This window comes from Amycolatopsis sp. VC5-11 (assembly GCF_037034185.1).
GTDB lineage: Bacteria > Actinomycetota > Actinomycetes > Mycobacteriales > Pseudonocardiaceae > Amycolatopsis > Amycolatopsis nivea.
In genome coordinates this window covers 366,319-392,592 of sequence record NZ_JBAGKF010000006.1, presented here as the reverse complement: position 1 = coordinate 392,592, position 26,274 = coordinate 366,319, and the positions used below count along the sequence as shown (strand labels likewise).

General features: G+C 69.4%; 25 protein-coding genes. 8 read left to right on the top strand and 17 right to left on the bottom strand.

The window, feature by feature from the left end:
* Nucleotides 1-534 precede the first annotated feature (534 nt).
* Both WA670_RS21420 and WA670_RS21415 read right to left on the bottom strand, forming a co-directional pair.
* Nucleotides 535-1,131 carry a bifunctional DNA primase/polymerase gene (locus WA670_RS21420; protein WP_275294047.1) on the bottom strand — a complete coding sequence of 199 codons (597 nt, stop codon included), beginning with the start codon at nucleotides 1,129-1,131 and terminating at the stop codon, nucleotides 535-537.
* Between the two features lie 290 nt (nucleotides 1,132-1,421).
* On the bottom strand, nucleotides 1,422-2,771 hold the full coding sequence (locus WA670_RS21415) for a GGDEF domain-containing protein (protein WP_336158641.1): 1,350 nt from the start codon (nucleotides 2,769-2,771) through the stop codon (nucleotides 1,422-1,424).
* 101 nt (nucleotides 2,772-2,872) lie between these two features.
* Here WA670_RS21415 and WA670_RS21410 point away from each other — a divergent pair, with 101 nt between their 5' ends.
* Complete coding sequence (locus WA670_RS21410) at nucleotides 2,873-3,001, top strand: hypothetical protein (protein WP_336158640.1); 129 nt, start codon at nucleotides 2,873-2,875, stop codon at nucleotides 2,999-3,001.
* Between the two features lie 4 nt (nucleotides 3,002-3,005).
* Here the strand turns inward: WA670_RS21410 and WA670_RS21405 are convergent, their stop codons facing one another.
* Nucleotides 3,006-4,214 carry an MFS transporter gene (locus tag WA670_RS21405; RefSeq protein WP_336158639.1) on the bottom strand — a complete coding sequence of 403 codons (1,209 nt, stop codon included), beginning with the start codon at nucleotides 4,212-4,214 and terminating at the stop codon, nucleotides 3,006-3,008.
* A 138-nt stretch (nucleotides 4,215-4,352) separates the two neighbouring features.
* Here WA670_RS21405 and WA670_RS21400 point away from each other — a divergent pair, with 138 nt between their 5' ends.
* On the top strand, nucleotides 4,353-4,766 hold the full coding sequence (locus WA670_RS21400; RefSeq protein ID WP_275294044.1) for a hypothetical protein: 414 nt from the start codon (nucleotides 4,353-4,355) through the stop codon (nucleotides 4,764-4,766).
* Nucleotides 4,767-4,897: 131 nt separating this feature from the next.
* Here WA670_RS21400 and murJ read toward each other — a convergent pair whose 3' ends face one another.
* Together murJ and WA670_RS21390 are read right to left on the bottom strand one after the other, a co-directional pair.
* On the bottom strand, nucleotides 4,898-6,721 hold the full coding sequence (gene murJ, locus WA670_RS21395; protein ID WP_336158680.1) for a murein biosynthesis integral membrane protein MurJ: 1,824 nt from the start codon (nucleotides 6,719-6,721) through the stop codon (nucleotides 4,898-4,900).
* A 258-nt stretch (nucleotides 6,722-6,979) separates the two neighbouring features.
* Complete coding sequence (locus tag WA670_RS21390; RefSeq protein WP_336158638.1) at nucleotides 6,980-7,867, bottom strand: LysR family transcriptional regulator; 888 nt, start codon at nucleotides 7,865-7,867, stop codon at nucleotides 6,980-6,982.
* Between the two features lie 190 nt (nucleotides 7,868-8,057).
* On the opposite strand from WA670_RS21390, the gene WA670_RS21385 reads away from it, so the two are divergent.
* Nucleotides 8,058-9,260 carry an MFS transporter gene (locus tag WA670_RS21385; protein ID WP_336158637.1) on the top strand — a complete coding sequence of 401 codons (1,203 nt, stop codon included), beginning with the start codon at nucleotides 8,058-8,060 and terminating at the stop codon, nucleotides 9,258-9,260.
* Nucleotides 9,261-9,274: 14 nt separating this feature from the next.
* Here WA670_RS21385 and WA670_RS21380 read toward each other — a convergent pair whose 3' ends face one another.
* The 4 genes from WA670_RS21380 to WA670_RS21365 form a co-directional block, all read right to left on the bottom strand.
* Nucleotides 9,275-9,889 (bottom strand): DedA family protein, encoded by a 615-nt coding sequence (locus tag WA670_RS21380; RefSeq protein ID WP_336158636.1) that lies wholly within the window; start codon nucleotides 9,887-9,889, stop codon nucleotides 9,275-9,277.
* Nucleotides 9,886-10,944: an alpha/beta hydrolase family protein gene (locus WA670_RS21375; protein ID WP_336158635.1), complete on the bottom strand. Its 1,059-nt coding sequence runs from the start codon at nucleotides 10,942-10,944 to the stop codon at nucleotides 9,886-9,888. The genes WA670_RS21380 and WA670_RS21375 overlap by 4 nt, the downstream gene beginning before the upstream one ends.
* A 69-nt stretch (nucleotides 10,945-11,013) precedes the next feature.
* On the bottom strand, nucleotides 11,014-11,661 hold the full coding sequence (locus WA670_RS21370) for a response regulator (protein ID WP_134734059.1): 648 nt from the start codon (nucleotides 11,659-11,661) through the stop codon (nucleotides 11,014-11,016).
* On the bottom strand, nucleotides 11,658-13,052 hold the full coding sequence (locus tag WA670_RS21365; protein WP_336158634.1) for a sensor histidine kinase: 1,395 nt from the start codon (nucleotides 13,050-13,052) through the stop codon (nucleotides 11,658-11,660). The genes WA670_RS21370 and WA670_RS21365 overlap by 4 nt, the downstream gene beginning before the upstream one ends.
* A 209-nt stretch (nucleotides 13,053-13,261) precedes the next feature.
* Between WA670_RS21365 and WA670_RS21360 the strand changes: the two genes are divergently transcribed.
* The 3 genes from WA670_RS21360 to WA670_RS21350 are packed head-to-tail and all read left to right on the top strand — an operon-like array spanning nucleotide 13,262 to nucleotide 15,619.
* Nucleotides 13,262-13,468, top strand: coding sequence for a hypothetical protein (locus tag WA670_RS21360; RefSeq protein ID WP_134667940.1), 207 nt, complete (start codon nucleotides 13,262-13,264; stop codon nucleotides 13,466-13,468).
* 5 nt (nucleotides 13,469-13,473) lie between these two features.
* Nucleotides 13,474-14,532, top strand: a complete 1,059-nt coding sequence (locus WA670_RS21355; protein ID WP_336158633.1) for a serine hydrolase domain-containing protein — start codon at nucleotides 13,474-13,476, stop codon at nucleotides 14,530-14,532.
* A gap of 25 nt (nucleotides 14,533-14,557) precedes the next feature.
* The gene (locus WA670_RS21350; RefSeq protein ID WP_336158632.1) at nucleotides 14,558-15,619 is read left to right on the top strand and encodes a serine hydrolase domain-containing protein; all 1,062 of its coding nucleotides are present in this window, start codon (nucleotides 14,558-14,560) and stop codon (nucleotides 15,617-15,619) included.
* 67 nt (nucleotides 15,620-15,686) lie between these two features.
* On the opposite strand, the gene WA670_RS21345 is transcribed toward WA670_RS21350, so the two are convergent.
* The 4 genes from WA670_RS21345 to WA670_RS21330 form a co-directional block, all read right to left on the bottom strand.
* On the bottom strand, nucleotides 15,687-15,977 hold the full coding sequence (locus WA670_RS21345; protein ID WP_037818566.1) for a DUF4235 domain-containing protein: 291 nt from the start codon (nucleotides 15,975-15,977) through the stop codon (nucleotides 15,687-15,689).
* A 73-nt stretch (nucleotides 15,978-16,050) separates the two neighbouring features.
* Nucleotides 16,051-16,524: an NUDIX hydrolase gene (locus tag WA670_RS21340; RefSeq protein WP_336158631.1), complete on the bottom strand. Its 474-nt coding sequence runs from the start codon at nucleotides 16,522-16,524 to the stop codon at nucleotides 16,051-16,053.
* Complete coding sequence (locus WA670_RS21335; protein WP_336158630.1) at nucleotides 16,521-17,387, bottom strand: alpha/beta fold hydrolase; 867 nt, start codon at nucleotides 17,385-17,387, stop codon at nucleotides 16,521-16,523. Before WA670_RS21335 ends, WA670_RS21340 begins: the two co-directional genes overlap by 4 nt.
* A complete protein-coding gene (locus WA670_RS21330; protein ID WP_336158629.1) occupies nucleotides 17,384-17,866 on the bottom strand; it encodes a nuclear transport factor 2 family protein in 483 nt (160 codons plus the stop codon). Before WA670_RS21330 ends, WA670_RS21335 begins: the two co-directional genes overlap by 4 nt.
* A gap of 124 nt (nucleotides 17,867-17,990) precedes the next feature.
* Between WA670_RS21330 and WA670_RS21325 the strand changes: the two genes are divergently transcribed.
* Entirely contained in the window at nucleotides 17,991-18,623 is a 633-nt protein-coding gene (locus WA670_RS21325) for a TetR/AcrR family transcriptional regulator (protein ID WP_336158628.1), read from the top strand.
* Nucleotides 18,624-18,715: 92 nt separating this feature from the next.
* Nucleotides 18,716-19,585, top strand: coding sequence for a class II glutamine amidotransferase (locus WA670_RS21320; protein WP_336158627.1), 870 nt, complete (start codon nucleotides 18,716-18,718; stop codon nucleotides 19,583-19,585).
* Nucleotides 19,586-19,604: 19 nt separating this feature from the next.
* Here WA670_RS21320 and narI read toward each other — a convergent pair whose 3' ends face one another.
* Genes narI through WA670_RS21300 form a run of 4 tightly spaced genes read right to left on the bottom strand, consistent with a single transcriptional unit; the run spans nucleotide 19,605 to nucleotide 26,186 of the window.
* Nucleotides 19,605-20,342: a respiratory nitrate reductase subunit gamma gene (narI, locus tag WA670_RS21315; protein WP_336158626.1), complete on the bottom strand. Its 738-nt coding sequence runs from the start codon at nucleotides 20,340-20,342 to the stop codon at nucleotides 19,605-19,607.
* Nucleotides 20,339-20,887 carry a nitrate reductase molybdenum cofactor assembly chaperone gene (gene narJ, locus WA670_RS21310; protein WP_240690625.1) on the bottom strand — a complete coding sequence of 183 codons (549 nt, stop codon included), beginning with the start codon at nucleotides 20,885-20,887 and terminating at the stop codon, nucleotides 20,339-20,341. Before narJ ends, narI begins: the two co-directional genes overlap by 4 nt.
* 53 nt (nucleotides 20,888-20,940) lie before the next feature.
* Nucleotides 20,941-22,515: a nitrate reductase subunit beta gene (gene narH / locus WA670_RS21305; RefSeq protein ID WP_336158625.1), complete on the bottom strand. Its 1,575-nt coding sequence runs from the start codon at nucleotides 22,513-22,515 to the stop codon at nucleotides 20,941-20,943.
* Nucleotides 22,515-26,186, bottom strand: a complete 3,672-nt coding sequence (locus WA670_RS21300) for a nitrate reductase subunit alpha (protein WP_336158624.1) — start codon at nucleotides 26,184-26,186, stop codon at nucleotides 22,515-22,517. Before WA670_RS21300 ends, narH begins: the two co-directional genes overlap by 1 nt.
* Nucleotides 26,187-26,274: the final 88 nt, after the last annotated feature.

The following is a 26,274-nucleotide window of genomic DNA, read 5'->3' as shown; positions in this document are numbered from 1 at the left end:
GCGCGCCCCGAGCTGGCTCCGCCGCGCCACCATCGCGACGCAACATCTCCGGCATGCCCCCGGCAGACTTCGCCACGCCACCCGGCAGGCCCCCGTCCCGACGCGACACCTCCGGTGCAACCCGGCCAGACTCCGCCTCACCGCCCGGCAGACCCCCGTCGCGATGCAGCATCTCCGGCGTCACCCGGGGCGTCATCAACGGGGTGTGCGCCGCGTCGGCGTTCGGGACCGCGGGCTCGCGCGCCGTCGGATAGCGCGCCAGCGGGTCCCGTCTGGCCGACGCGCGGATCAGGCCGAAGATCCCGGGCAGTCCGGCCAAGCCCACCAGTCCCCACCAGGCAGTCATGGCGTTCCTCGCTTCCCTCGCGGCATTCGGTCCGCGCTCGGATAGCCGATCATCGCGAGGACAACCGCGAGACCACCTGGACGAGTGACCCAACTTGTGCCGGAGTTCAGCGCGCTCGCTCCCGCGCCCCGTCGACTTCGGCGATGGTGCGGGCACGAATCATCCAGTCGGCGTGCGGCGCGCGAGACCTATGCGGATTCGCCGGAAAGCTCGGCAAGTTTCCGCAAAATCCCGGCCCCGTCACCCAGCAAGTCGCGCTCCAACGGCGATATCCGCCACCACACCACCCCGGCGACGACCCGGCTCGGCGGAAGTACCACGAGGTCACCCGGAGAAAGAACCTCCACCCCGGACGCCAGTTCGGAGTCCCCGCAAGTCCCGGGCTCGACGAAGAAAAACGCCCCATGCGGCGACAACGCCATCGGGCCGAGCGGGTGCCCGCCGTCGAACGCGGCTAGGGCGCGCCAGCCTAGGTGTGTCGGCGCGCGCACGACGTCAAAATGCTCTCCTACCGGGGCGAGAATCGCCTGCCGATGCACGGCCCACCATTTCGAAACCACCCGGCGATCGACCGTGGCCTCAGCGGGGGACATCGTCGACTCCCGGCCGCCGAGCCGCTCGAAACTGACCGGATCCCAGGTCGTCAACCCGTCGCACACGGGGCCTGGCAGCACTGGCCAGCCCAGCGCGGCGTAGTTCTCGGCCGCCGCGCGCAGCGAGCGCAGCGCGACCCCGTGGTCCCCAGCCAAGCAACGTGAACGGCTACCGCGCGCGACAGCGGTCATCACAAGAGCCCCTTCCGAGTGACGAGACCCGTCCGTGCAGGTCAAGCCGCGACGGACGGTGCGGGAACCGGGGTACCGCCCGACCACCATGCGTCCGCGGCGAGGCGCACACCAGCCAGTGAACCGGGAGCAAACCGGCAGCGCACACCGTTGCGGGTGGCGGCTAAAGCGAACCGAGTTCCTCGTACGGGGTGCTCATCTCGGATTCTCCCAACAGGTCCAGGAACAGCTGGAACTGAACGAAATTGTCCCGGCCGAAGGAACCGTCAGGCGGCCATATCGCGTCGCATTCAGGGCATTTGACGAGAATGATCCGCAACCGCGTTGCCCTGATCTTCCCGAGATTTCCCTGACGGCATCTCGGACATTCCATGCATCCCCCGCACCGGCGCCGCTCCTGCGACCCTGATCTGGTTGCGGCCGTTCTGCTTGGCCTGCAGCAGCGCACCGTCCGCCGACATGAGCAGTTGCTCGACCGAAATGCCGTCGCCGGGATACGACGCCACTCCCATCGAGGTGCTCACCCCGGACAGCGTGCGAGGCTGACCGTCCGTAGTGGCGGTGAGCACGACCGGAGTACGCGCCAGCCGGGAGCGGATCCGCTCGGCGACAGCCAGCAACTGGCCCGGTTCGAGACCCGGCAGCAGGATCGCCAGTTCGTCCCCGCCGTAGCGGGCGACGAGGTCCTGAGCCCGGACTTCGGCGCGCACCAGGTCGGCGACCGCGCGGATGGCCTGGTCGCCCGCCGGGTGCCCGTAGGTGTCGTTGATGGCTTTGAACTTGTCGACGTCCAGGAAAAGCACGCCGAGGCCGGTCTGACTGAGTTTCGCGCGGTCGAGGGCAGCGGTGACGACGTCGGCCCAGTACACCGGCGTCGCCAGGCCCGTTTTCTGATCCGTGCGCGACGCCCGCAAGTACTGGGGCAGCAGGAGATCGCGGTGCACGCACAGCACGGCGATCATCGGAGCGGGCAGCGCCCACGGCTCGTGGACCAGCAGGACCGCCATGGTCGCGCCGAGCCCCAGCGCCGACGCGACGACCAGCTGGTCGCCCGGATGTCCCAACGCCTGCCGAATCGGCAGTTTCTCGGGCGACGACCACCCGATCGCGACGACGACCAGGGCGTAGTTGACCAGCCACCACACCCCGGCCGCGGCGGCCACGCGCAGCAGCGACCACAAGTCGTGCGGCAGCAGCGGACCGTCCAGGACAGCGGAGGCGACGGCCGACGCGAGCACGAACGTGGCGGCCGAATAGAACTTCCGGAACAGGATCGTCGGCCCGTAAACCCGGTACCAGCAATACACATACGACACCGCGGTCAAGCCGATGACGAGCGGCAGCGGCAGCACCAGCAGCGCGGCGAACACCCACAGGCTCTTGAGATTCGTGTACGGCGCTTTCTTCGACGCCTGCTCGCGACGCCGCTCGATCGTGCGGACCGCCTCGAGATGCGCGACCGCGGCCGCGGTGAGGACGGCGAACCACAGCCACTGCGTCGGGGTGATCGCGGCGGGCAGGGACGAAACGACCGTGATCGCGACCGCCACCGCGTCGACAGTGAGCACCAGGCACAGCGCGGGACGTCGCAGGGACCACAATCCCCACGTCGTTATGCGTCTGCCACTCTTTCCCGTCACGCTGGTATCCGCCCCTGTCAACGAAGATTAATCACGGTAATCGCATTGTCACCGGCCGTCGATACGCCGGTCGGACCAACCACCGCGAGAAAGGCATCACTATGCGCAACGCACCCGGCAACGAATGGACCCGTTTCGCCCGCGGCAACGAGTGGACCCGCTGCCAGGGCAACGAATGGATCCGCCGAGGCAACGAATGGGGCCGCCGCGGAAACGAGTGGACCCGCTGATCCGCTACCCCGGTTCGGCAGCGCGGCGGGCGCGGTTCCAAGCCGCTCCCGCCGCGATCGCCGTCAGCACGCCGAGCACCCCGGCGACGGCGAGGACCGTGCTCGGGCCGGCTGCCGTCGCCGCGAGCCCGGCCAGCGCGATCCCGGCACCCTGGCTGGTCGTCAACGCGGTCGCGGCGAGTCCGTAAGCCTGGGCCCGCCGATGGTCGGGAACCGCCAACGTGAACGCCGCCGACGCGGGCAGATGGTAAGCGCTGGCCATGCCCGACAGCCCCCACAAGACCGCCGTCACGACGAGCCCCGGCTGAATCGCGCACACCACGAGCGGAACGCTGGCCGCCACCGCGAGCGGCCCGAGCAACCGCATCCGCACCGGCGACGGCAGCCGCGACACGATCAGCATCCCGAGCACCGTCCCCGCCGGACTCGCCGCGAGCAGCACCCCGACGGCCTGAGCGGACCCGCCGATCGACTCCGCGTACGGTGCCGCCAGCCCCTCGACCGTGACGTAAAACCCGGCCACACAAGCTAATCCCACCAGCGAACGCAACCGCGGCGTCCGCACGACGAGCACCGTCCCGGCCCGCAGATCGGCCCACCACCGCCCCAGCCGCGTCCCGTCGCCCACCACCCCTGGCGCCGGCCGCGCCCGGATGCCGAACCGCACCACCACCGCCGACACCACGAACGTCACCCCGTCCGCGACGAGCGCCTGCCCCGGACCGAGGAACGCGACCAGCGTCCCGCCCGTCGCGAACCCCGCCACCTGCGCCAGCTGGACCACCGTGTCCAGCACGCCTTTGCCCAGCAGGAACTCCTCCCCCGGCAGCACCGCCGCGGCCGTCGCCGCCCGAGCCGCGTTGCCCGGCGCACCGGCCGCTTGGACCACCACCAGCAACGCCGCGACCGCAGGCAACGGCAGCGCGGGAATCGCCATGACCGTGACGAGTCCCGCGCGCAGCAGATCCGCTGCCACCATGACCCGCCGCCGAGGCCACCGATCCGCCAGGCCCGACAGCAACGGACCGGCGAAAATCGACGGCACATACGTCAAGGCGTAGACCCCGGCGGTCCAGCCCGCCGACCGCGTCCGGTCGAAGACCAGCAACGACAACGCCACCCGCGCGAACTGATCGCCCGCGACCGAAACCACCATGCTCGCGAACAGCGCCCGGAACTCCGGTCTGCCGAACACCTGCCGATACGTCGCCACCAGCCCAGCTTGGCCGATCACGGGCGGGCGGGCACACCCCCGCAGGTACGGGATGCGAATGCACGTCTTGCCGGGAGATTCCTTTTCCCGTCCGAAATCAGGCGCGCCCTTCCCGGCTCCGGCCGTAGGATCCGCCAGGTGACCGAGGACGATCTTCTCGAGCGATACGGACTGCATCCCGCTGGCGGCCAGTTGGACGAGATCCGCGGCATCCTCGCGACAGAGCTGCAAGCCGGGTTCGACGCGAACACCGAACTGATGAAAATCTGTTGCGTACAGCTATTCCACTGCGGCTCGCTGAACGACGTGCTGCTTATCTGGGAGGCCAAAGAGTCCGGCTGGGACGCGCACTGCTCGATTGACGTGCAACTGTTGTGCGGGGCAGGATTGGACGAAACCAAGGCGTTTCTCCGCGCTCACCCGGCCACGCTGGCTCGGGAGGCCCTGGAGTACCTGACGGAGTGCGAGGAAGCCCGAGACTTCGACTCGTTCTCGGTCGAGCGCTGGTCAGAGGGATACCACAGCTACTACGGTGTGCCTCTCCCTGACTGACAATTGCTCAGGATCTGGTCAAGCGGAGCAGCGCATCCCTCGCGAGCGTGCGCACGAAAGCCAGCTCGTCCGCGGACGGACAGGTCCGCAGCTCCCGCAGATAAGCGACCTGCGCGGCGACTGAATCCGCACTACCCATCCGTCGATCGCTCCCCCCGCTTCACCAACCGCGCAAGCCTCTTCCGAGCAGGCGCGAGCTCTTCAATCCTCAACGCCGCCAGCACACCAAACGACACCCCCAGCCCAACCAGCCCCTGCAGAATCAGCTTCACCCACGCAGTAGCCCGCCCCCCGAAGTCCGGCACGAGCCATCCGGCCGCCAGCGCCGCAGCAGCGCCGAGTGCGCTCGCGACCAGCGTGAACAGGATTACCCCAAGCGCCCGCTTGCTGCGCAGGTGGCCGAGGCTCACCCACAGCCAGACCTGGCCCAGGATCGCGCCGACCACGAACGTCAGCGAGTTCACCAGCATGGTGCCCAGCACGATGCTGTGCGCGTCCAGCAACACCGGGCACAGATACAGCAGCGGAACCTTCACCACGGTCATCACGACCATGATCAGCGTCGGCGTGCGCGCGTCCTTCATCGCGTAGAACACCCGCAGCTGCAACATGACCAGCGCGTAAGGCAGCAGCCCGAACGACGAGACCGCCAGTGCCTCGCCGAGCCGGCCCGCCTGGGCGACGGAGTTCGCGCCGCCGCTGAACAATGCGATGCCGATCGACTCGCCCACCACCGTCAGCACGGCGGCGATCGGCACCAGCATCACCGTGGAGATGCGCGACGCGTAGGAAAGATCGGCCACGACCTTGCGGACATCGCCGTCCGCGGCGTTGCGCGACAGCCGCGGCATGATCGCGGTCAGCAGGGACACCCCGATCACCCCGTAGGGCAGCTGGAAGAGCAGCCAGGCGTTGGCGTAGATGGTCACCCCGCCCGGGTCGCCGCTGGTCAGCACCCGGGTGTTGACGGTGAGGCCGGCCAGGCTGATCGCGACGTAGCCGAGGATCCACAGCGCGAGGCCGCCGAACTCCTTCATCCGCTTGTCGATGCCCCAGCGCCACTTGAAGCGGAATCCCGTCCGCAGCAGCGGCGGCACCAGCAGCACCGCCTGCACGGCGATGCCCAGCGTGACGCCGATGCCGAGCACGAGCAGCTTCGGGTCGCCCATCCGCACCGGATCGGTCGAGATCTTGCCCGGCATGAGCATGAACAACGCCAGGGTCGCGATGACGACGACGTTGTTCATCACCGGCGCCCACGCCGTCGGGCTGAAAATGTGCTTGGCGTTGAGGATCGCGGACACCAGCGCGAAAACGCCGTAGAAGAAGATCTCGGGCAGCAGCAGCCGGGCGAACGCGTTGGTCAGTTCGGAGTTGGCGTGCCCGCCCCGATCCAGGTACAGCGAGGTCAGCGCGGGTGCCGCCGCCACGGCGAGGACGGTGCCGACGCCCAGCACCGTCAGTCCCATCGTGAGCATGCGCTGCGTGTACGCCGCGCCGCCGTCGGGATCGTCCTGCGAACGCACGATCAGCGGCATCACGACACTGCTGAGCACGCCGCCGAGCAGCAGTTCGAAGACGCTGTTCGGCAACGTGTTGGCGATCGTGAACGAGTCGTTGACCACGCCGGTGCCGACCGCCCACACGAGCATGATCTTCCACAGGAATCCGGTGACCCGGCTGACCAGCGACGCGATGGCCATCTTCCCGCTCGACTTGGCGATCGACGGCGCCTTCGGCTCGACCCGCGGCGGACGGCCGGGGCGCCCCGGCCTTTCGCCGGGCGGGGCGGCGGGCAGCCGCGGCAGCATCTGGGTGGCGAGCGAGTCGTAGGGGCGCAACGCATCCGGGTCGACGACCGGCCACTTAGAGCTCGCGGGCACCCCGCCGACGCGCGGGATGAACACTGTCGCGTCCGGATCGTCCGGCGCCAGCGGCGGCGCGCCGAACGGCATGCTGTTCTGCCCGCGCTCCTGCCGCCACGAGCGGACCGGCGGCCATCGCGGCGCGGACGGCGGCGGCTGCGGCAACTGCCCGCGATGACCGTCTTCCGACGGCGGGTGCTCAGGCGGCGGGCACCGGGTGACCCGTTCGACGGGACGGTCGGGTGGCCACTCCGGGTCTCTCTCCAACACTGCCCCATCGTCAACGGTCGATTCGATCCCCCAGCGTAGTCACTTCGCGCACGGCAGCGGTCGAGCGCGGAGCCGCGCTCAGCCGTCCTTTTCCGGCGGCAGCTCCAGCATCTCGAGAAACGCGGTCGCCGCCGGGGTCAACCCCGTATCGGCCCAGATGAGGTATTCGACGCGCGTCGGAGCGTCCGTGATCTCGATCGTGGTCAGGTCGGACAGCTGGGGCACATACATCGACGGAAGCATCGCGATTCCCAAGCCCTGCCGGACAAGCCGGGCCATCATGAAGTCGGCGGTGGTCACCTCGAACGCGACTTCGCGGCTCAGACCGGCGGCGGCGAACGCCTCGTCCGACTGGTTCCGGCCCGCGGTGTTGAGCGGCAAGTCGATAAATACCTCGGTCGCGAGCCGGCGAAGATCGACGGTGCGTTCCCCGGCGAGCGGGTGATCCGGGGCGACAACGGCGACGAGCCGGTCGCGGGCCAGCTCGCGTGCGTTGACTCCTTGGGGCCGCATCGAGGTCGAAAGCCCGAGGAACGCGACCTCGATGATCCCCTGCCGGACCTGGTCAGCGAGGTCTTCGCTGGCGCCGACCCGGATCCCGAGGCGCACCTGGGGGTATTCGATGCGGTATCTGCGCAGCGCGTCGGGGATGTCCACCGCCGCGACAGTCGGGATCAGTCCGACAGCCAGCCGCCCGCGCACCTCGCCGACGGCGGCGGAAACCTCGGCGGCAGCCCGTTCGGCCGCGTTGAGGCTCTCGCGGGCCGCGGACAGGAACGCTTCCCCGGCGGGGGTGATCCGCACGCGCCTGCTGGTCCGTTCGAACAGCCGGGCGCCCAGCTCGCGTTCGAGACGTGCGATCTGGTGGCTCAGCGCGGATTGCACCACCAGGCACCGCTCGGCGGCGCGGGTGAAGCTCATGGTCTCGGCGACGGCGACCACGTACCGCATCTGCTGCAACTCCACCTATCCATCGTGAATCACGATAGATGGGATGACAAGGTTGTGTTGGACTCATAAATCGGTCGTCGCGAGACTGGTTCGCACAAGCAGTTCCCGAGACACCGGAGCGCCCGGTCTCCGGAACTGACGGGCTCGGCGCGCTGAAGCGCAACCGAGCCGGATACCCCGCGAACCACCGAATCCAGGAAGAAGCATGTCCTCATCCAGCACTGCCTCGCCCTCGTCGTCGCGAGCGTGGCTCGGCGTCGCCGCCATCACGGCGAGCCTGTTCGTCTTCGTCACCACGGAACTCATGCCCGTCGGCCTCCTCACTCCGATGAGCGGCGGGCTGGCCGTCTCGGTGGGCATCGCCGGGATGGTCGTGACCGGATACGGCGTCTCCGCGGGCGTCGGCGTCCCGTTCATCGTGGCCTGGACCCGCCGGGTCGACCGCCGGACGCTGCTCGCCGCGCTGCTCGTCGTCCTCGCCGCCGGGAACCTGATCACCGCGCACTCGCCCGATTTCGTCGTGGTCCTCGCGACCCGGTTGATCATGGGCTTCGCGCACGGGGTCTTCTGGGCGATCGGCGTCAGCATGGCGACGCGCCTGGTGCCGAACCAAGCCAGCCGCGCCGCCGCGGTCGTCCTGTCGGGCATGTCCATCGGCACTGTGGTCGGCGTGCCGCTCGGCACCTTCATCGCCGATATCACCGACTGGCGCACGACATTCACGATCTGGGCCGCGCTCAGCGCGGTCGTTTGCCTGCTCGTGGCCGCGGCCGTTCCGTCCCTTCCCTCGACCGACGCCATCCCCGTCCGCGAGATCTTCCTCTTGCCGGTGCGCAACGGCCGCCTGCGCGCAGTCATGATCACCGTCACGCTTTACGTGCTCGGCCACTTCGGCGCGTACACCTTCATCCGCCCGTTCATGGAAGGCCAAGCGGCGGCTTCGCCCGGTCTGATCACCGTCCTGCTGATCGTCTTCGGCGTCGGCGGCGCAGCGGGCAACTTCGCCGCCGCCCACACCGTCACCAAGAACATGAAGGCGACCTTCGTCGTCTCCTGCGCCGGGCTCGTCGTCTCGCTGCTGCTTCTGCTCTTCGTCGGCGATCACCCGGCCGGTCTCGCCGTGTCCGTGGCGTTGTGGGGAATTGCCTTCGGCGCGGCCAATCTCTGCCAGGTGAACATGATCCTGGCCGCGGCCCCGGACGCGTTCGAAGCGGCGATGTCGTTGAACACCATGGGGTACAACATCTCCATCGCTCTCGGCGCACTGCTCGGCGGCCTGTTCGCGAACAACGCCGGACTGACCGGAGCCATGTGGTTCGGCGTCGGACTCACCGCGGCCGCACTGGCGTCGGCGTTCGCCTCTATGCGCACCGCCTCGGCTGACGAAGCTGCCGCCAGGCCAGCCTAGGCGGCAGACGCGCCTCATACGTTCGCCCGTGACCGAGCAGCGCGGCGGAGCGCCATGCCCGCCGCGCCCAGCAGGAGTACGGCGAGAAGGATCCAACTCCCCCGGCCGACCCAGGTTTCGATCTGCCGCGCCGCCTCGCCCGCGGCCGCGCCGATCGCGATGTGCAGCGCGCACCAGGCCGTCGCCCCGACAGCCACGGCGGGCAGGAACTTCCGCAGCGGCAAGCCCGACGTGCCCGCCGCCGCGGGGACGAGCGTCCGGAGCACCGGCAGGAAGATCGCGATCAGCACGGCCCACGCGCCCCGCCGGCGCAAGGTGTCCGCGGCGCGATCCCATGCCGCCGCGCCGTACCGCCGCACCAGTCTGGTCTGTCGCAGCCAGGGCCCGTATCGCCGTCCCAGCCAGTATCCGAGGAGGTCGCCCGCGATGGCGCACACGGTGGTGACCAGCCACATGACGACGAACCGGTCCGGAGCCGTCGCTGTCGTGCCCAGGACGAACAAGCCCGTTTCGCCCGGCGCGATAAACCCGAGCCCCAGCGTGCACTCGCCGAACACCAGAACTCCCGCGACCGCAGTCACCGCCGCCGGAGGCAAGGACGCGAGCCCGTCGAGCAGTTCGGCGATCACGGGATCAGCTCCACGACCGGATGGGCCGCCCGGTCGAACACGGTCGTGGAGCGGCCGCGCAGGTGCAGATCGAAGAAGGCCGCGACGTACTTCCGTTGCACGGCAAGGCTTCCGGCGGGGTCGACGGTGCCGATCATGGCCGTGTGGTCGCCGGGGACCTGCGGCAGCATGACTTGCGCGTCGGTGAAGCTCATGTGTTCGGCGTCGGGCAGGTACACGTCGCGTTTCCAGCCGGTCGACTCAGCCCAGAACGCGGCCCAGTCGTCGTTGTGCCGGTGGTTGCGGGGCCGTCCGCTGCTGGTGCCGCCGCCCATGAGCAGGAACGGGCGCGTGACGCCGACCCGGGCGGCGTTGCCGTAGCGCGGGTCCATGCTGCCGTCGAGGTTGATGCCCGCCTTGATCCTGGGGTCGGCGATCATCGCGTCGGCGGTCGTGTAGCCGCCCATGGAGTGGCCGAACATGCCGACCCGCGACAGTCCGAGTTCGTCGAGCACGAAGCTCGTGTCGCGTACTCGTTCGGCCAGCACCTGCGCCGGGTCGAGACCGGCTTGCGGCAGCTCGACCCGGTCGGGGAACTGGACGGGCGCGATCGGCGTGTGGTCCATGCCGATCACGAGGTATCCGCGGCTCGCCAGATCCTCGATCAGCGCGGTGCCGAGGAAGCGGGATTGCATCGCGCCGGGCGAGTACAAAATGGCCTGTTCGCGGACGGGCAGCGGAATCGCTCCGGTGCGCGAGTGGGTGACGGTGCTCGCGAAATCGGCGGAGCCCGGGCCGACGAGACGGTCGTAGTAGTCCGCGACGCCGGGCGAGAACTGGCGGGCGGGTTTGCCGTTCCTGGCCGCCGGATACCACAGCGACACCATCATCTCGCGGGCTTTGCCGGTCCACGGGTCGATGCGGTCCCGGTCGACGAGGTGCAGTTCCTTTGTGCCGACCGGGTACCGGCCGGTCGGCGCGGGCAGCTTCATCGACGCCGGACTGGCGACAGCCACGCCCGCCTGCCCGACAAGAGCCGCCGCTATCAGAGCGACAGCGATCAGGGTTTTCCTCATGCGGCCAGATTCGTCGCGGCGGCCGTACCCCGGCATCTGTCTCCGGGCAACGGAGGGACTAGCCGAAGGTCATAGAAGGCCCGCCTCGTGCGCGATGATCGCCGCCTGCACCCGGTTCGCGACCTCGAGACGTCGCAGGATCGACGTGACGAACACCTTCACCGTGCCCTCGACGACGTGGAGGCGACGGGCGATCTCGGCGTTGGGCAGGCCGGCGCCGACAAGGGCGAGCACTTCCCGTTCGCGCGGGGTGAGCGCGTCGACGGCCTTGCGCGCCCGTGCCTCGTTCGAGAGCCGCTTTCCCCGGACCTGCTGGATGACCCGGTGCGCGACCGTCGGCGCGAGATAGGCGGCTCCGTCCGCGACCGCGCGGATCCCGGCGAACAGCTCGCGCGGGTCGCCGGTCTTGAGCAGGAACCCGCGGGCGCCGCCGTCGAGCGCGGCCGCGATCTGCTCGTCGGCGGAAAACGTGGTCAGCATGAGCACGCCTGCCGTCGGGACCGTCCGGGTCAGCTCGGCCGCCACGGCGAGACCGTCGAGGACCGGCATGACGATGTCCAGCAAAACCACGTCGGGCCGGTGCGCGATCGCCAGCTCGACGGCGGCGCGCCCGTCGCCAGCTTCCGCGACGATCTCGATCTCCGGGTCGGCGGCGAGCACGGCGGCGATACCCGCGCGGGTCAGCGGTTCGTCGTCGGCGAGCAGGACGCGGATCATCGCGACACCGCCGCCCGCGGCGCGGTTTCCTTGACCGCCAGCCGCCCGTCGGCGAAGCACAGGCGATAGAACAGGCGCGCGTCGGTCTGGACGCTCGCCCAGTAGCGCCGGCAGTCCGCCGGCCGGGCCGGCCCGGGCAGTTCGGGCGCGGGATCGCCGAGCATCTGGAAGCGGGGCAGCATTTTCTCGACGTCCTCCTGGGACTGTCCGACGACCAGCCGCTCGAATACGGCCGGGTCGAGCCGGTTGTCGGTGCCGGTCACGAAGTACAGGCCGAGCGCGAGCACGAGCACCCCGCCGCCGGCCGCGAGCGGAACCCGCCCGAGCCGCCACAGCCGCGGCCGCTCCCGCGCCGGACGACGGCCCTCCGCCGGCACGACGACGGTCAGCACGAACCGGTCGCCGCGCATCCCGGCCGTGACCTCCCCGATCTCCCGAAGCCCGGCGATGCCGAACCCGGACTCGGAATCCGGAACATCGGCCGGATTTCCGACCGTGACGGTCGTGGTATCGCCCTCGGCGACGACGTCCACGGTCACCGGCGCACCCGGCGCGTGCCGCGCGGCGTTGGTGAGCCCCTCTCGCACCACGCGATATACGGCGGGGACGTTCACCGGCACACCGGTGACGGTCAGCCGGACCTCCTGGCCGGCGGCTTGCGCGCGAGTGACGAGGCGATCGAGATCCGGCACAGGCTCGCCGAGCAGCCCGATGATCTCGCGCAGCCGCTCAGTCGCGGCGGTGACCCCAGCCCGCACCTCACCGGCGCGGACGCGAACGTTCTCGTCGAGCGCGGGGGCCACTTCCAGCGCGGCCGCGCGAAGTGCGACGAGTTCCAGTTCGTGGCCGAGGGAATCGTGCATCTCCCGCGCGATGCGGTTGCGCTCAAGCAAGGCGGCCCGTTCGAGCCCGGCAGCGTGGAGCCGCGCGCGTTGCCGGCGGTAGCGCCCCGTCAGCCAGGGACCGCCCGCGACCGCGAGGACGACGAGAACCTGGAGGAACCAACTGTAGAGACCGTGAAGGACACCGAATCCGCCGCGCTCGGCGACCTCGGCGAACACGACGACCGGCAAACCCGCGCCGAGCACCGCGGCGACCGCGCCCAGCCGATCCTCGCCCCACCGCCCGGCGAGATAAGCGAACCCGGCGACGGCGGCCCAGGGCCAGAACCGGACGGGATCCGCCGTCGCGGGCACGAGCGACAGCACGAGCACCACAGCGACCGCGCAAGCCACGACAGCGGAGGGGAACCGGCGGACCAGCACCGCCGCGAGGCCGACTCCGGCAAGCCCGGCGAGCAGTTCCTCCCACCGGACCGTGCCGCCCGCGAAACTCTCGAACCCCAGCACGGCCGCGACGAAAAGCAGACAAACGATCCGGCCCACTGCCATGCGGATCACTTTACCGACCGCGGATGCGGCGACACCTCCGACCGGAAACCCCGAATAATCAGCTGGGCCCGCGGCCGTCAGGAAGGTGAGAACCGCACTGTTCTTGCGCGACCGGGCAGGCCCGAACGAGCATGGTAGCGCTGGCGCTACCGTGAAGTCGGGTGTTGAAGGCATGTCGGCGGGCGCCGGCGGTTCCTAATGTCGTCGGCATGGAAATGGAAGCCTCCCGCAGCCGCCAGGCCGGTGGTCCTGCCGTCACCGCCCTGCTCTGCCTGATCTTCGTCGCCAGCGCCGCCACCAACTCGATCGGCGGTTTCACCGGGCTGGACACCATGTTCCGCATGACTTCCGGCGGAATCGCCGTGGCGTGCCTGCTGATCCTGATCGTGCGCTTCGCCGCGCGCCGCAAGGGCTGACGCCGATGTTGACTGCGGTGCCGTTGGTGCTGGCCGCGTCGCTGCTGGCGCCGAATACCGCTGCTCCGGACCCGGTTGGCACGCTCGCCCAGGAGATAGTCGCGTCCGGCGCGACCGGCGTGCAGATCCGGACAGTCCACGACGGACACTCCCGCTCCGTGACCGCCGGAGTGTCCGAACTGGACTCCCGACGGCCGGTCTCGCCGACCGGACGATTCCGGATCGGCAGCGCGACAAAGATGTTCACGTCCACTGTGGTCCTGCAACTCGTAGCGGAACACCGCGTCCAGCTCGACGCGCCCGTCGAGCATTACCTGCCCGGACTCCTGCCGCACGGCGAAGAGATCACCGTGCGAATGCTCCTGCAGCACACCAGCGGCCTCTACGACTACACCGACTCTCTCCCGCTGCTCGGGCCCGACCTGGAAAAGATCCGGTACCAGCACCGTTCGCCGGAGTCGATGGTCGCGCTCTCGACGGCCAAGCCGCTGGACTTCCCGCCCGGCAGCAAGCAATCCTACTCCAACACCAATTTCATCGTGCTCGGGATGCTCATCGAGCGGACCACTGGGCACGCGTGGGGAACCGAAGCGGCACAACGCATCCTGCGGCCGCTCGGCCTGCACCACACGTCGGTTCCCGGGGACCGCACCGGGATCCCGGGCCCGCACGCGCACGGGTACCAGGAGATGAACGGGAAACTCGTCGACGTCACCGACTTGAACCCGAGCATGGCCTGGGCGGCCGGCGAAATCATCTCCACCACCGCGGACCTGGACAAGTTCGTCCGAGCGCTGGCGGCGGGGCGGCTGGTGCCGCCGGATCTGCTGAAGCAGATGACCACCCCGCGTTCCGCGACCGAGGAATACGGGCTCGGGTTGCGCACCCCGACCACTACGTGCGGAGTGCGGGTTTTCGGCCACACCGGCGGAATTCCGGGGTTCCAGACCGTCGCGTTCACCAGCCCGGACGGAAAACGGCGCGTCGAAGCTTCGGTCACGTTGGGCCGGGGCCCGAACTTCGACTGGACTCGCGCCGTGCTCGACAAGTTCTTTTGCAGCTGAGTGCCAACACTGAACGAGGAAACCAATGCTGAACGCTGTGCCCTTCGCCCTGACCGCGGCCCTGCTCGCCCCCACCACGCCAGCCGCGGCTGACCCCGTCCGCACCGTCGCGGAAGAAACAGTCGCGGCCGGCGCGACCGGCGTGCAGATCCGGACAGTCCACGACGGACACTCCCGGACCGTGACCGCCGGAGTGTCCGAACTGGACTCCCGGCGGCCGGTCTCGCCCACCGGGCGATTCCGGATCGGCAGCACGACCAAAACGTTCGTAGCCACCGTAGTGATGCAACTCGTCGCCGAACACCGGATCCAGCTCGACACGCCCGTCGAGCGCTACCTGCCCGGACTCCTGCCGCGCGGCAACGAGATCACCGTGCGAATGCTCCTGCAGCACACCAGCGGCCTCTACAATTATCTCCGGGCAATCTCGTTGGACGGCGCTGATCTGGAGAAAGTCCGCTACCAGCACTTTTCGCCGGAATCACTGGTCGCCATCGCGACCGCGCGGCCGCTCGATTTCCCGCCGGGCAGCAAGTTCTCGTATTCCAACACCAACTACACCGTGCTCGGCATGCTGATTGAGCGAACCACCGGACACGCATGGGGCGACGCGGTGACCAAGCGGATCCTGCGCCCGCTGGGCATGCACCACACGGTGGTCCCCGGGGACCGCACCAGGATCCCGGGCAAGCACGCACACGGCTATCAGGAGATGAACGGGAAACTGGTCGACGTCACCGAACTGAACCCGAGCTTCGGCGGCGCCGCGGGCGAGATGATCTCCACCACGGCGGACCTGGACAAGTTCGTCCAAGCGCTGGCCGCGGGACGGCTGTTACCGCCGCCGCTGCTGAAGGAGATGACCACCCCGCGCTCCGCGGCCGAGGAGCACGGACTGGGAGTGGAAACCCGGACCACGCCGTGCGGAATCCCGGTTTTCGGCCACACCGGCGGGATTCCCGGGTACGGGACGATCGCGTTCACCAGCGCGGACGGAAAGCGCCGGGTGGAAGCTTCGCTGACGTTCGGCCGCGGACCCGCTAATGACGCCTTCTATTCGTTGATCGACAAGGTGATCTGCGCCTGAAAGACCACGGCCTGGGTCCGGTTGGGGAGCCGGGCTCAGGCCGCGGCCGTTAGCGCATCTTCGGATCTCAAGCCTTGTCGTGCTTCTCAGTATCCCCAGGCCACTGGCCGGTAAGCTTGTCGTACCCAGTCGCCCCGCCACGATCGACAGCGGCCTTGACCACTCCGAAGATCGCACCCTGCACAGATGCCGCCAGCAGCACCTCTCCCCAGCCGCGTTCTTTCTGTGTTGGCTCCGGAGCCTTTTTGGTGCCGGAGATCAGCTTCCACACCTGCTCGAACACCGCGTTGGCGGCCAGCCCGCCCAGTACGCCGAACAGCAGGCCGAGCGGCCGGTACAGCAGCTTGTTGACGTTCATGTTCACCGTCCCCTCTCGCTCGCTCAAGCAGTACCCGCTCCTGCGGCGGGGTATGCGCGCAGCGGCTGATCCGTCAGTGCTGGATCAGCCCGCCGACCGCGACGGGTCCGACGTGGCCCGTCGGCGGTTTGGTCCTCGCCAGGGAAAGGCCCACGTCGACCAGGCCCGACCGGCGAAGCGAGACGACGGCGGGCAGCGGCGTCCACACTGACTCGGCTGTCTCGCCGTTGGGCTCCGGCCGCAGCTCGCCGCCGACGATCCGGGCCTGGTAGAAAATCCCGACATTCTGATGCGGACCCGAATCCGGCACCAGGCGCTCGGCCGCCGGGATGATCCGGGAATCCACTCCCAGCAGGCGTTCGACCACCGCCTCGCACCCGGTTTCCTCGGAAACCTCGCGGATCACCGCGTCGAACGGATCTTCCCCGGGCTCGACACCGCCGCCGGGAAGTGTCCAGCGGCTTCCGCCCTTCGGCGAAACGTAACGCGCGAGAAGTACCGATTCGTTTTCGATGCACACGGCGTACGCCGCTAACCGGAAACTCATTTCTCCCAGTTTACCTGGCCACTCTCGACACTCAACAGCTCACGCAGGGCGGCAAGCACGGCGTCCGGGGCCTCTTCCATCACGAAATGCCCAGCCCCTTCAATCAACGTGAGCTCGGCCCCGGGGATCCGCGCGGCGAGTTCTTCAGCGATAGAAGTCCGGAGATACTCGTCCGCAGTTCCCCACACAATCGCCGCGGGGCACTGGATCTTGTCGAGGCCCTCAGCGAGTTCCCGGCGGGCAGGTACCCGGTATTCGCTGAAAAAGTGCAGGAGCCAACGTCGACCGTCCGAAGTGGACATCCAGTTCAGGTAGCTGTCCAGTATCGCGCGATCGACGACACCGGCGCGCAAAAGCCCGCGCAGGGCCATCCGGTTGATCGTTTCCAGCGGGAGCGGGACGGCGGCGAACGGGCTGCGTCCCAGGATGCCGACGAGCGAGAACACGGCGTACCACTTCGGCACGAAAGTGCGGTGCGCACGACTGTTGAGGATCGCGAGCCGCCGCACGCGGTTGGGATGGCGCTGCGCGAAGCCAAGGGACAGGAAGCCGCCGTAATCGTGGCCGAACAGGTTGCATTCGGCGATGCCGAGCGCGTCGAGCACCCGTCCGACGCGGTCCACCTCGGTGTCGTAGTCGAAGGACAGGTCCGTGCGGCGTTCCGACTCGCCCCAGCCGAGCCAGTCCAGCGCGAAGACGTGATGTTCCTCGGCTAGCCCGGGCAGCTGATGCCGCCAGGAGCGACGGTTGGCCGGGTAGCCGTGCAGCAGCACGATCGATTCGGCGGAAGGATCGCCGAGTTCGGTGAACGCGAGCCGCGCGCCCTCGACCGTCACCGAGCGGGCGGATCCGGCGTCGCTCATGCCACGCCGCCGCGATTGCCTGGACCGCGTCCGGCGCGGAACCTGCGCAGCCGATTGCCCAGGTAGGGCAGCCAGGCGCGGGGGCGCCGCAGCACGGCGCCGATGATCACCAGCGGGTCGAAGTAGGCGGTCCGTTCGGCGATCAACCCGTCCTCGACCACAATCCGGTCGACAAGCGGCCATTCGATCGGGCCACCGCCGAGCGTTCCGTACAGGCGGCCCCAGATCAGCACCTGGCCCGAGCCGCTCGCCCAGCCTTGGACGTCGTAGCGCAGATCCGGGACGAGGTTCATGGTCCGCGTCATGAATTCGCGTGCCTCGGCGACGCCTCGGGTGTTGCGCTCGAGCGGGTGGATCAACCGGACGCCGGGCTGGAACAGCGGGGTGAACGCGTCCGGGTCCATCCGGCTCCAGGCTTCGGCGAACCGTTCCACGAGCTCAGCGGCTTCCTGGTCGGCGCGTTCGCGGAGCTCGGACATCGGGTTTCCTCCTCCACCGCCGGAAGGCGCGCAACTCTTGTAACGATTGCAAGAAGTCTCCGGAAGGTAGCACGCGCCGGGGAGTTCTTGCAATGGATGCAGAAACCGGCCGTACGATGGCGTGATGACAACCGGCGGCACGAAGGCGCGCGACCCCCGAAAGCAGCGGACGATCGACGCCTTGCTCAAGGCCGCCGAGAAGGTCTTCGCGGGTCGCCCGTTCGAGGAGACGACGGTCGAGGAGATCGCCGAGCGCGCCGGTGTCGCGGTGGGGTCGATCTACAACAACTTCGGGTCGAAGGCGGGGCTGCACGCCGCCGTCGTCGACCGGGCCCTCGATGTCGACCGCGAGTACATGGACCGCGCCTACACGCCCGGCCGCTCCCCGATCGAACAGCTCGAGGCCGCGGCCGAGCAGTACCTGCGGTTCTACCTCGAACAGCCGGAGTTCTTCCGGATGCTCGCGTTCCCCGCCCCGCTCGGCAACTACCCCGCCGCGGCCGAAACGGCAGCCCGCCTGGCGCACCGTGTCGACGAGCAGAACGCGCGCATGATCGACGCGATCGAGCGCGGCATCGCCGAGGGCGCGATCCGCCCGCTCGACGCGCGCAAAGCGGCCACCGTGCTCTGGGCGAGCTGGAACGGCGTGCTCAGCCTCGCCTGGCGTCCCGACGCCCTGCGCGAGGACGAAGCCGGTCTCGCCGAACTGCTCTCTCTCGCGACGGACATCGCGGGCTGGGGCTTGCGGATCTCCTGAAAAACACCGCCGCTGGACGCCCTCCGCCCGCGAGGGTTGAGGCCGATTCCCCCGGGTAACCACGGACCGAACCGCGACGGGAAGGGATCGGCATGTGCCGTCTGTTTGGTCTGTCCGCTGCCCCGGAGCGCGTGCACGCCACGTTCTGGCTGCTCGAAGCGCCCGACAGCCTCGCCGCCCAGAGCCGGCGCGAACCGGACGGGACCGGGCTCGGCATCTTCGACGAGCAAGGCACGCCGCGGGTCTGGAAACAGCCATTCGCGGCCTACGAGGACAAACAGTTCGCCTGCGAGGCCAAGGAATGCGCGTCAACGACCTTCCTCGCCCACATCCGCTACGCCTCGACCGGCGGCCTCGAACCGGCCAACACCCATCCGTTCGCCCAGCACGCCCGGTTGTTCGCCCACAACGGCGTCCTCGGCGATCTCCCCCGGCTGGAAGCCCGGCTCGGCGAGTACCGGGAGCTCGTCAAGGGCGACACCGACTCCGAACGTTTCTTCGCTCTCGTCACCCAAGAAATCGACGCTCACGACGGCGACGTGAGCGCCGGGATCACCGCCGCCGCGCGCTGGGCCGCCCTGAATCTCCCGGTGTACGCGATCAACCTCGTTCTCACCACCGCGGACGGCTTGTGGGCCTTGCGCTACCCCGACACGCACGACCTCTACGTCCTGCAGCGTTGCGCGGGCGGCCCGCACGGCGACCGGCACCTCGAACACGCGAGCGCGGCGGGCCGGATCCGGGCCCGGTCCAGCGGTCTCGCCCGGCACCGCGCCGCCGTGGTCGCCAGCGAACGCATGGACGAAGACCCCGGCTGGCAGAACCTCCGTCCCGGCGAACTGCTGCACGTCGGCGCGGACCTGACCGCGACCCGCCGGATCGTGCTCGAACAGCCGCCGCGGCACCCGTTGACCCTCGACGACCTCGGCGCCCACGCCGCCGCGTCCCAGCAAGGCCAGTGACCCGCCGCGCACATCTGGCTCAGCGCCGCACCGTCGGCTCCCACCCCCGCCGCGCGGCGCGGTTCCCGACCTGGCCGGGATCGCGCCGCCGGTACACCACGTACGGCCGCAGCAGATAGTGCACCGGTGCGCTGAACGCGTGCACCAGCCGGGAAAACGGCCACAACGCGAACAGCACCATGCCGAGCGCGGTGTGGAGCTGGTAGTCCACCGGCACGTGCGCCATCAGCTCCGGGTGCGGATCCAGCGCGAGGACGCCCCGGAACCACGGCGCGATCGTCTCGCGGTAGTCGTAGCCACCGCGAAAGCCGTTGTCGATGACGGTCGTAGCGGTTCCGGCCAGGAGCGCCAGCGCGAGCACCGGGTACATCGCGCGGTCGCTGCGGCTCGTGCCCGCCCGGACCGCTGGCGTGCGCAACCGCCGCCACACCAGCACTCCGAGGCCGGTGAGCGCGGCCAGCCCGGCGACAGTGCCCATGGCCAGCGACACCAGGTGGTAGTTGTCCTCGGTGACGCCGAGCAGTTCGGTGAGGCCCTTCGGGACCAGCAGGCCGAGCACGTGCCCGCCGAGCACCATCAGCAGTCCGAAGTGGAACAGCGGGCTGCCGATCCGCAGCAGCTTCGATTCATGCAGCTGCGAGGACCGGCTCGTCCAGCCGAATTTGTCGTAGCGGTACCGCCAGACGGTGCCGCCGATCAGCAACGCGACGGTGGCGTACGGGGCAGCTCCCCACAACAGCACGTCAAGGCTGGTCATCGAGCGCTCCCGGTCGGATAGGGGTCGAGTCCCACCAGTTCGCGCGGCGGTTGCGGAACAGGGGGTGCGGCCGCCGCGGCGATCGTCGCGAGCACGGCGGCGATCGCGTCCTGGTACGGCGTGCCGAGCTTGATCAGGTTGCGGTGCAACAGTTCCAGCCCGGGGCGGAACCGGGCGAGCAGTTCGTCAGCGGCGCCCGGATCGGCGGCGGCGGCGAATTCCAGTACCACCGGAAGGAAATCGGGCAGTTCGTTCTCGGCTGGTTCGAAGCCGTGTTCGCGGTAGTACTGCCGCAGTTCGGCCAGCGAGCTGCCGCGGCGGCGGGTGTCGCCGTCGGTGTACCAGGTCAGGTGCAGCGTGCGCCGGGGTTTGCGGTCGAAGACCTCGACGTAGTGCTCGCCCGGCGCGGGGCCGTCGAGATGGTCGAGCACCCGGAGCAGCTCGGCCCGGCCGGGGACGTCGGCGATCTCGTTCAGCGCGGCGCGCAACAACTCCGTCTTGCCCAGTACCGAATCGTCCGGGTATTGCAGGCACCAGCCAGCCACGGCGCGCAGGACACCGCGGTGCCGGTTTTCCTTGGTATGGCGGCGAAACAGCCTCACCGGTCACCGCCGCGCGAAAGCGTCGGGAAGAGCGCGTCCGGCCGTTCTCCTTCGCGCCAGCTCAGCAGGTCGACCTGCCCCGGCTCCGGGCCGCCGCCCATCCCGGGTCCGCCGTCGGTGTCGAGACTGCATTGCGTGGCAATGCTTTCCAGTGCGTGCGCCTGTCCGATGCCCGCGGTCGGGATGACGTACCGCTCGTCGTACTTGGCCAGCGCCAGCAGCCGGTGCATGGCGAACATCCGCTCCCCGTCCAAGCCGACCGCGGCGGCCAGCTGGTCGTCCGGTTCCCGGCCGAGGGTCACCGACCGCATGTAGGAGCGCATCGCGGCGAGCCGGCGCAGCGACGCGCGGACCGGTTCCGGGTCCCCGGCGGTGAACAGTTCGGCCAGGTACTCGACCGGGATGCGCAGCGCGTCGATCGCGCCGAACAGGTTGTGCCCGTCCTCGCCGTCGAATCCGCTGCCGGACACCGCGTCCGCCACCGGGGACAGCGGCGGGACGTACCAGACCATCGGCATGGTCCGGTACTCCGGATGCAACGGCAGCGCGAGCCGGTAGTCGTGGATGAGCCGGTAGACCGGGGACCGCTGGGCCGCGCCGATCCAGTCGCGCGGGATCCCGGCCCGCTCGGCCTCCCGGACCACGTCCGGATCGTGCGGGTCGAGCAGCAGGTCCAGCTGCGCCGGGTACAGGTCGTGCTCGTCGGGCACCGCGGCCGCCTCGGCGACCCGGTCGGCGTCGTAGAGGAGCACGCCGAGGTAGCGCAGGCGGCCCACGCAGGTCTCCGAGCACACTGTCGGCTGACCGGCCTCCACCCGCGGATAGCAGAAGGTGCACTTCTCCGCTTTGCCGGTCTTGTGGTTGAAGTAGACCTTCTTGTAGGGGCAGCCGGTGACGCACATCCGCCAGCCGCGGCAGCGTTCCTGGTCGACGAGGACAATGCCGTCCTCCTCGCGCTTGTACATCGCGCCGGACGGGCAACTGGCCACGCACGCGGGGTTGAGGCAGTGCTCGCAGATCCGCGGCAGGTAGAACATGAAGCTCTGCTCGAACTCCATCTTCACTTTCGCGCCGACCTGGTCCCGCACGCGTTCCAGCACCGGGTCCGCGACGCCGTGTTCGGTCGAGCCGCCGAGGTCGTCGTCCCAGTTCGGTCCCCAGGAGGGCTGCATCGGCTGCCCGGTGACCGCGGAGACCGGCGCCGCGGTCGGCACGTCGTCGCCGAGCGGGGCGTCGAGGAGCGTGCGGTACTCGTAGGTCCAGGGTTCGTAGTAGTCGCCGATCTCCGGCAAGTCCGGATTGGCGAACACGGTGGCGAGCTTGCGCAACCGTCCGCCGGCACGCAGTTTCAGCTTGCCGCCGGGAGTGCGGACCCAGCCGCCCTTGCCGCTCTCCTGGTCCTCGTAACGGCGCGGATACCCTTGCCCCGGCCGGGTTTCCACGTTGTTGAACCACACGTACTCGGTGCCCGCCCGGTTGGTCCACGTCTGCTTGCAGGTGACCGAACAGGTGTGGCAGCCGATGCACTTGTCCAGGTTCATCACCATGGCCAGCTGTGCCATGATCCTCATCAGTACCGCACCTCCTGGTCCCGGCGGCGGAGCACGGTGACCTCGTCGCGCTGGTTTCCGGTCGGCCCCAGGTAGTTGAAGCCGAAAGTCAGCTGGGCGTAGCCGCCGATCAGATGAGTGGGTTTCATCAGCAGCCGGGTGAGCGAATTGCCGGTGCCGCCGCGTTTGCCGGTCGTCTCGGTGCGCGGCACGTTCACGGCGCGGTCCTGGGCGTGGTACATGAACACCGTGCCCGCGGGCATCCGGTGCGACACGATCGCGCGCGCCGCCACCACGCCGTTGCGGTTCACCGCCTCGACCCAGTCGTTGTCGCGCACGCCGATCGCCGCCGCGTCCGCCGGGCTGACCCAGATCGTCTGGCCGCCCCGGGACAGCGTCAGCATGTGCAGGTTGTCCTGGTAGGTGGAGTGGATGGACCATTTGCTGTGCGGGGTCAGGTACCGCACGGTCACCTCGCCGGGCGAATCGCCGGTGTCGCCGAAGATCCGGTTGAGGTCCAGCGGCGGGCGGTAGACCGGCAGCGCCTCGCCGAGTTCGTGCATCCAGTCGTGGTCGAGGAAGAAGTGCTGCCGTCCGGTCAGCGTGTGCCACGGTTTGAGGTGCTCGACGTTGATCACGAACGCCGAGTACCGCCGTCCGCCGCTTTCGCTGCCCGACCATTCCGGGCTGGTGATCACCGCGGCGGGGCGCGATCGGGTGTCGGCGAAGGTGATCCGCTTGCCCTCGTGCTCGGCGGCCAGGTGCGCCAGCTCTTGCCCGACCCGCCGCTCCAGCTGTTCGAACCCTTGCACCGCAAGACGTCCGTTCGTGGTGCCGGAGAGCGCGAGCACCGCGTCGGAGGCGCGGATGTCGGTGTCGATCAGCGGTCTTCCCTCGGCGGGACCGGAGCGGGCGAGGCCGTTTTTCTTGCCCAGCCAGGCCAGTTCCTCCCGGACGTCGTAGGCGACGCCCTTGGTGGCGGTGCCGAGTTCGTCCAGCAGCGGTCCCAGCGTGGCCAGTTTCGCGGCCACCGCGGGATAATCGCGTTCGACCACGGTCAACGCCGGGAAGGTGACGCCGGGAACGGGCTCGGTCTCGCCGTCGCGCCAGTCCCGGACGACGCCGCCGGGCTGCGCGGTCTCGCCCGCGGTGTCGTGCAGCATCGGCGTGGCGACCAGGTCCTTGCGCACGCCGAGGTGGACCCGGGCCAGTTCGCTGAACCGGCGCGCGATGGTGTGGAAGGCGTCGAAGTCGGTCCGGGTCTGCCACGGCGGATCGACCGCGGCGTTGAACGAATGCACGAACGGGTGCATGTCGGTGGACGACAGGTCGTGCTTCTCGTACCAGGTCGCGGCGGGCAGCACGACGTCGGCGAACAAGGTGGTGCTGGTCATCCGGAAGTCCAGCGCCAGCATCAGGTCCAGCTTGCCCTCGGGTGTTTCTTCGCGCCAGGCAACGGTTTCCGGGCGCAGCTGCGGCGGCGCCTCTTCCGCGCGGACGTTCGCGTCCGTGCCGAGCAGATGACGCAGGAAGTACTCGTGCCCCTTCGCCGAGGAGCCCAGCAGATTCGATCGCCAGACGGTCAGCACGCGCGGCCAGTTCTCCGGCGCGTCCGGGTCCTCGCAGGCGAACCCCAGCTCGCCGCTGCGGACCCGCGCGACGACGTGCTCCACCGGGTCCTCCCCGGCCGCCTCGGCCTCGTCGACCAGGTCGAGCGGATTGCGGTCGAAGGTCGGGTACGACGGCATCCAGCCGAGCCGGGCCGAGGTCGCCAGCGTGTCGGCGGCTGACGTGCCGGCGAGTTTCCCGGTCGCCAGCGGGGAAAGCAGCGCGTCGTTGCGCATCCGGTCGTAGCGCCACTGGCCGGTGTGCAGGTACCAGTAGGCGGTGCCGATCATGTGCCGCGGCGGCCGGACCCAGTCCAGCGCGCCGGCCAGCGTCGCGTGCCCGGTCAGCGGGCGCACCTTCTCCTGGCCGACGTAATGCGCCCAGCCGCCGCCGTTGCGGCCCTGGCAGCCGGTCATGGTCAGCAGCGCGAGGAACGTGCGGTACACGGTGTCGGAGTGGAACCAGTGGTTGGTCCCGGCCCCCATCAGGATCATGCACCGGCCGCGGGATTCCTCGGCGGTGCGGGCGAATTCGCGCGCGATCCGGGTCACCTGGTCGGCCGGAACCGACGTGATCTCCTCCTGCCACGACGGGGTGCCCGGTTGGCTCGGATCGGCGTACGACTCCGGCCAGCTGCCGGGAAGCCCCGCGCGGCGCACGCCGTACTGCGCGAGCAGCAGGTCGAACACTGTGGTGACCACACGGCCGCCGATGCGCCGCACCGGCACGCCCCGGCGCAGCACCGCCCCGGAGCCGTCCGTCGCGTCGAACCTCGGCAGCAGGACCTCGGCCGTTTCCCCCTCGCCGAGCAGGGTCAGCCGCGGGACGACGTCGCCGAGGTCGAGGTTCCAGCGCCCCTCGTCCTCGTCGTTCCAGCGGAACCCCAGCGAGCCGCCGGGCACCACCGGTTCCCCGGTGCGGTCGTCCAGCAGGACCGTCTTCCACGCCGCCTCGGCGACGTCCTGGCCGAGGTCCGCGGCGGTGAGGAACTTCCCCGGCACCGCCGCGTCGTCCCGCTCCTCCAGCGTGACCAGGAAGGGCAGATCGGTGAAGCGGCGCGCGTAATCGGCGAAGTAATCGATTTCTTTCTCGACGAAGAACTCGGTGAGGATCACGTGCCCCATCGCCATCGCGAGCGCCGCGTCGGTGCCCGGATGCGGGGCGAGCCATTCGTCGGCGAACTTGGTGTTGTCCGCGTAGTCCGGCGATACCACCACGACCTTCTGGCCCCGGTAGCGGGCTTCGGTCATCCAGTGCGCGTCCGGGGTGCGGGTGACCGGGACGTTGGAGCCCCACATGACCAGGTAGGCCGCGTCCCACCAGTCCGCGGACTCGGGCACGTCGGTCTGGTCGCCGAACACCTGCGGCGAGGCGACCGGCAGGTCCGCGTACCAGTCGTAGAACGACAGCATCGGCGCGCCGAGCAAGGCTATGAACCGGGACCCGACCGCGTGCGAGACCAGCGACATCGCCGGAATCGGCGAAAACCCGGCCACCCGGTCCGGCCCGTAGCGCGCGATCGCGTGCACATGCGCCGCCGCGGCGATCTCGGCGGCCTCGTCCCAGCTCACCCGCACCAGCCCGCCCTTCCCGCGGGCACGCTGGTAAGCCCGGCGCTTCATCGGATCGTCCACAATGGACTCCCAAGCGCGCACCGGATCACCGTGCTCGGCCCGCGCGGTCCGGTACATCTCGACCAGCACGCCGCGGGCGTACGGGAACCGCACCCGGGTCGGAGAATAGGAATACCAGGAGAACGACGCACCGCGCGGGCAGCCTCGGGGTTCGTATTCCGGCAGGTCCGGGCCCACCGAGGGATAGTCCGGGTCCTGGCTCTCCCAGGTGATGATCCCGTCCTTGACGTAGACCTTCCACCGGCAGGACCCCGTGCAGTTGACGCCGTGCGTGGACGGGACGATCTTGTCGTGGCTCCAGCGGTCCCGGTAGAACACGTCACCCTCGCGTCCGCCGGTGCGATACACCGCGCGCAGGTCCGGTGAGGTGCTCGACCGGGTCAAGTACCGCCCCAGCCGCAACAACGCGTCCGACGCGGGCGTAGTGCTTGCCCGGGACTGGTCACCCATCGTTCGTCCGACCTCCGAATGGAAACAGCGCGGCGCGTCCGAAGCGAAATGCGCGGGGCGCGGGAACGGCTTCACGTTAGCGGTGATC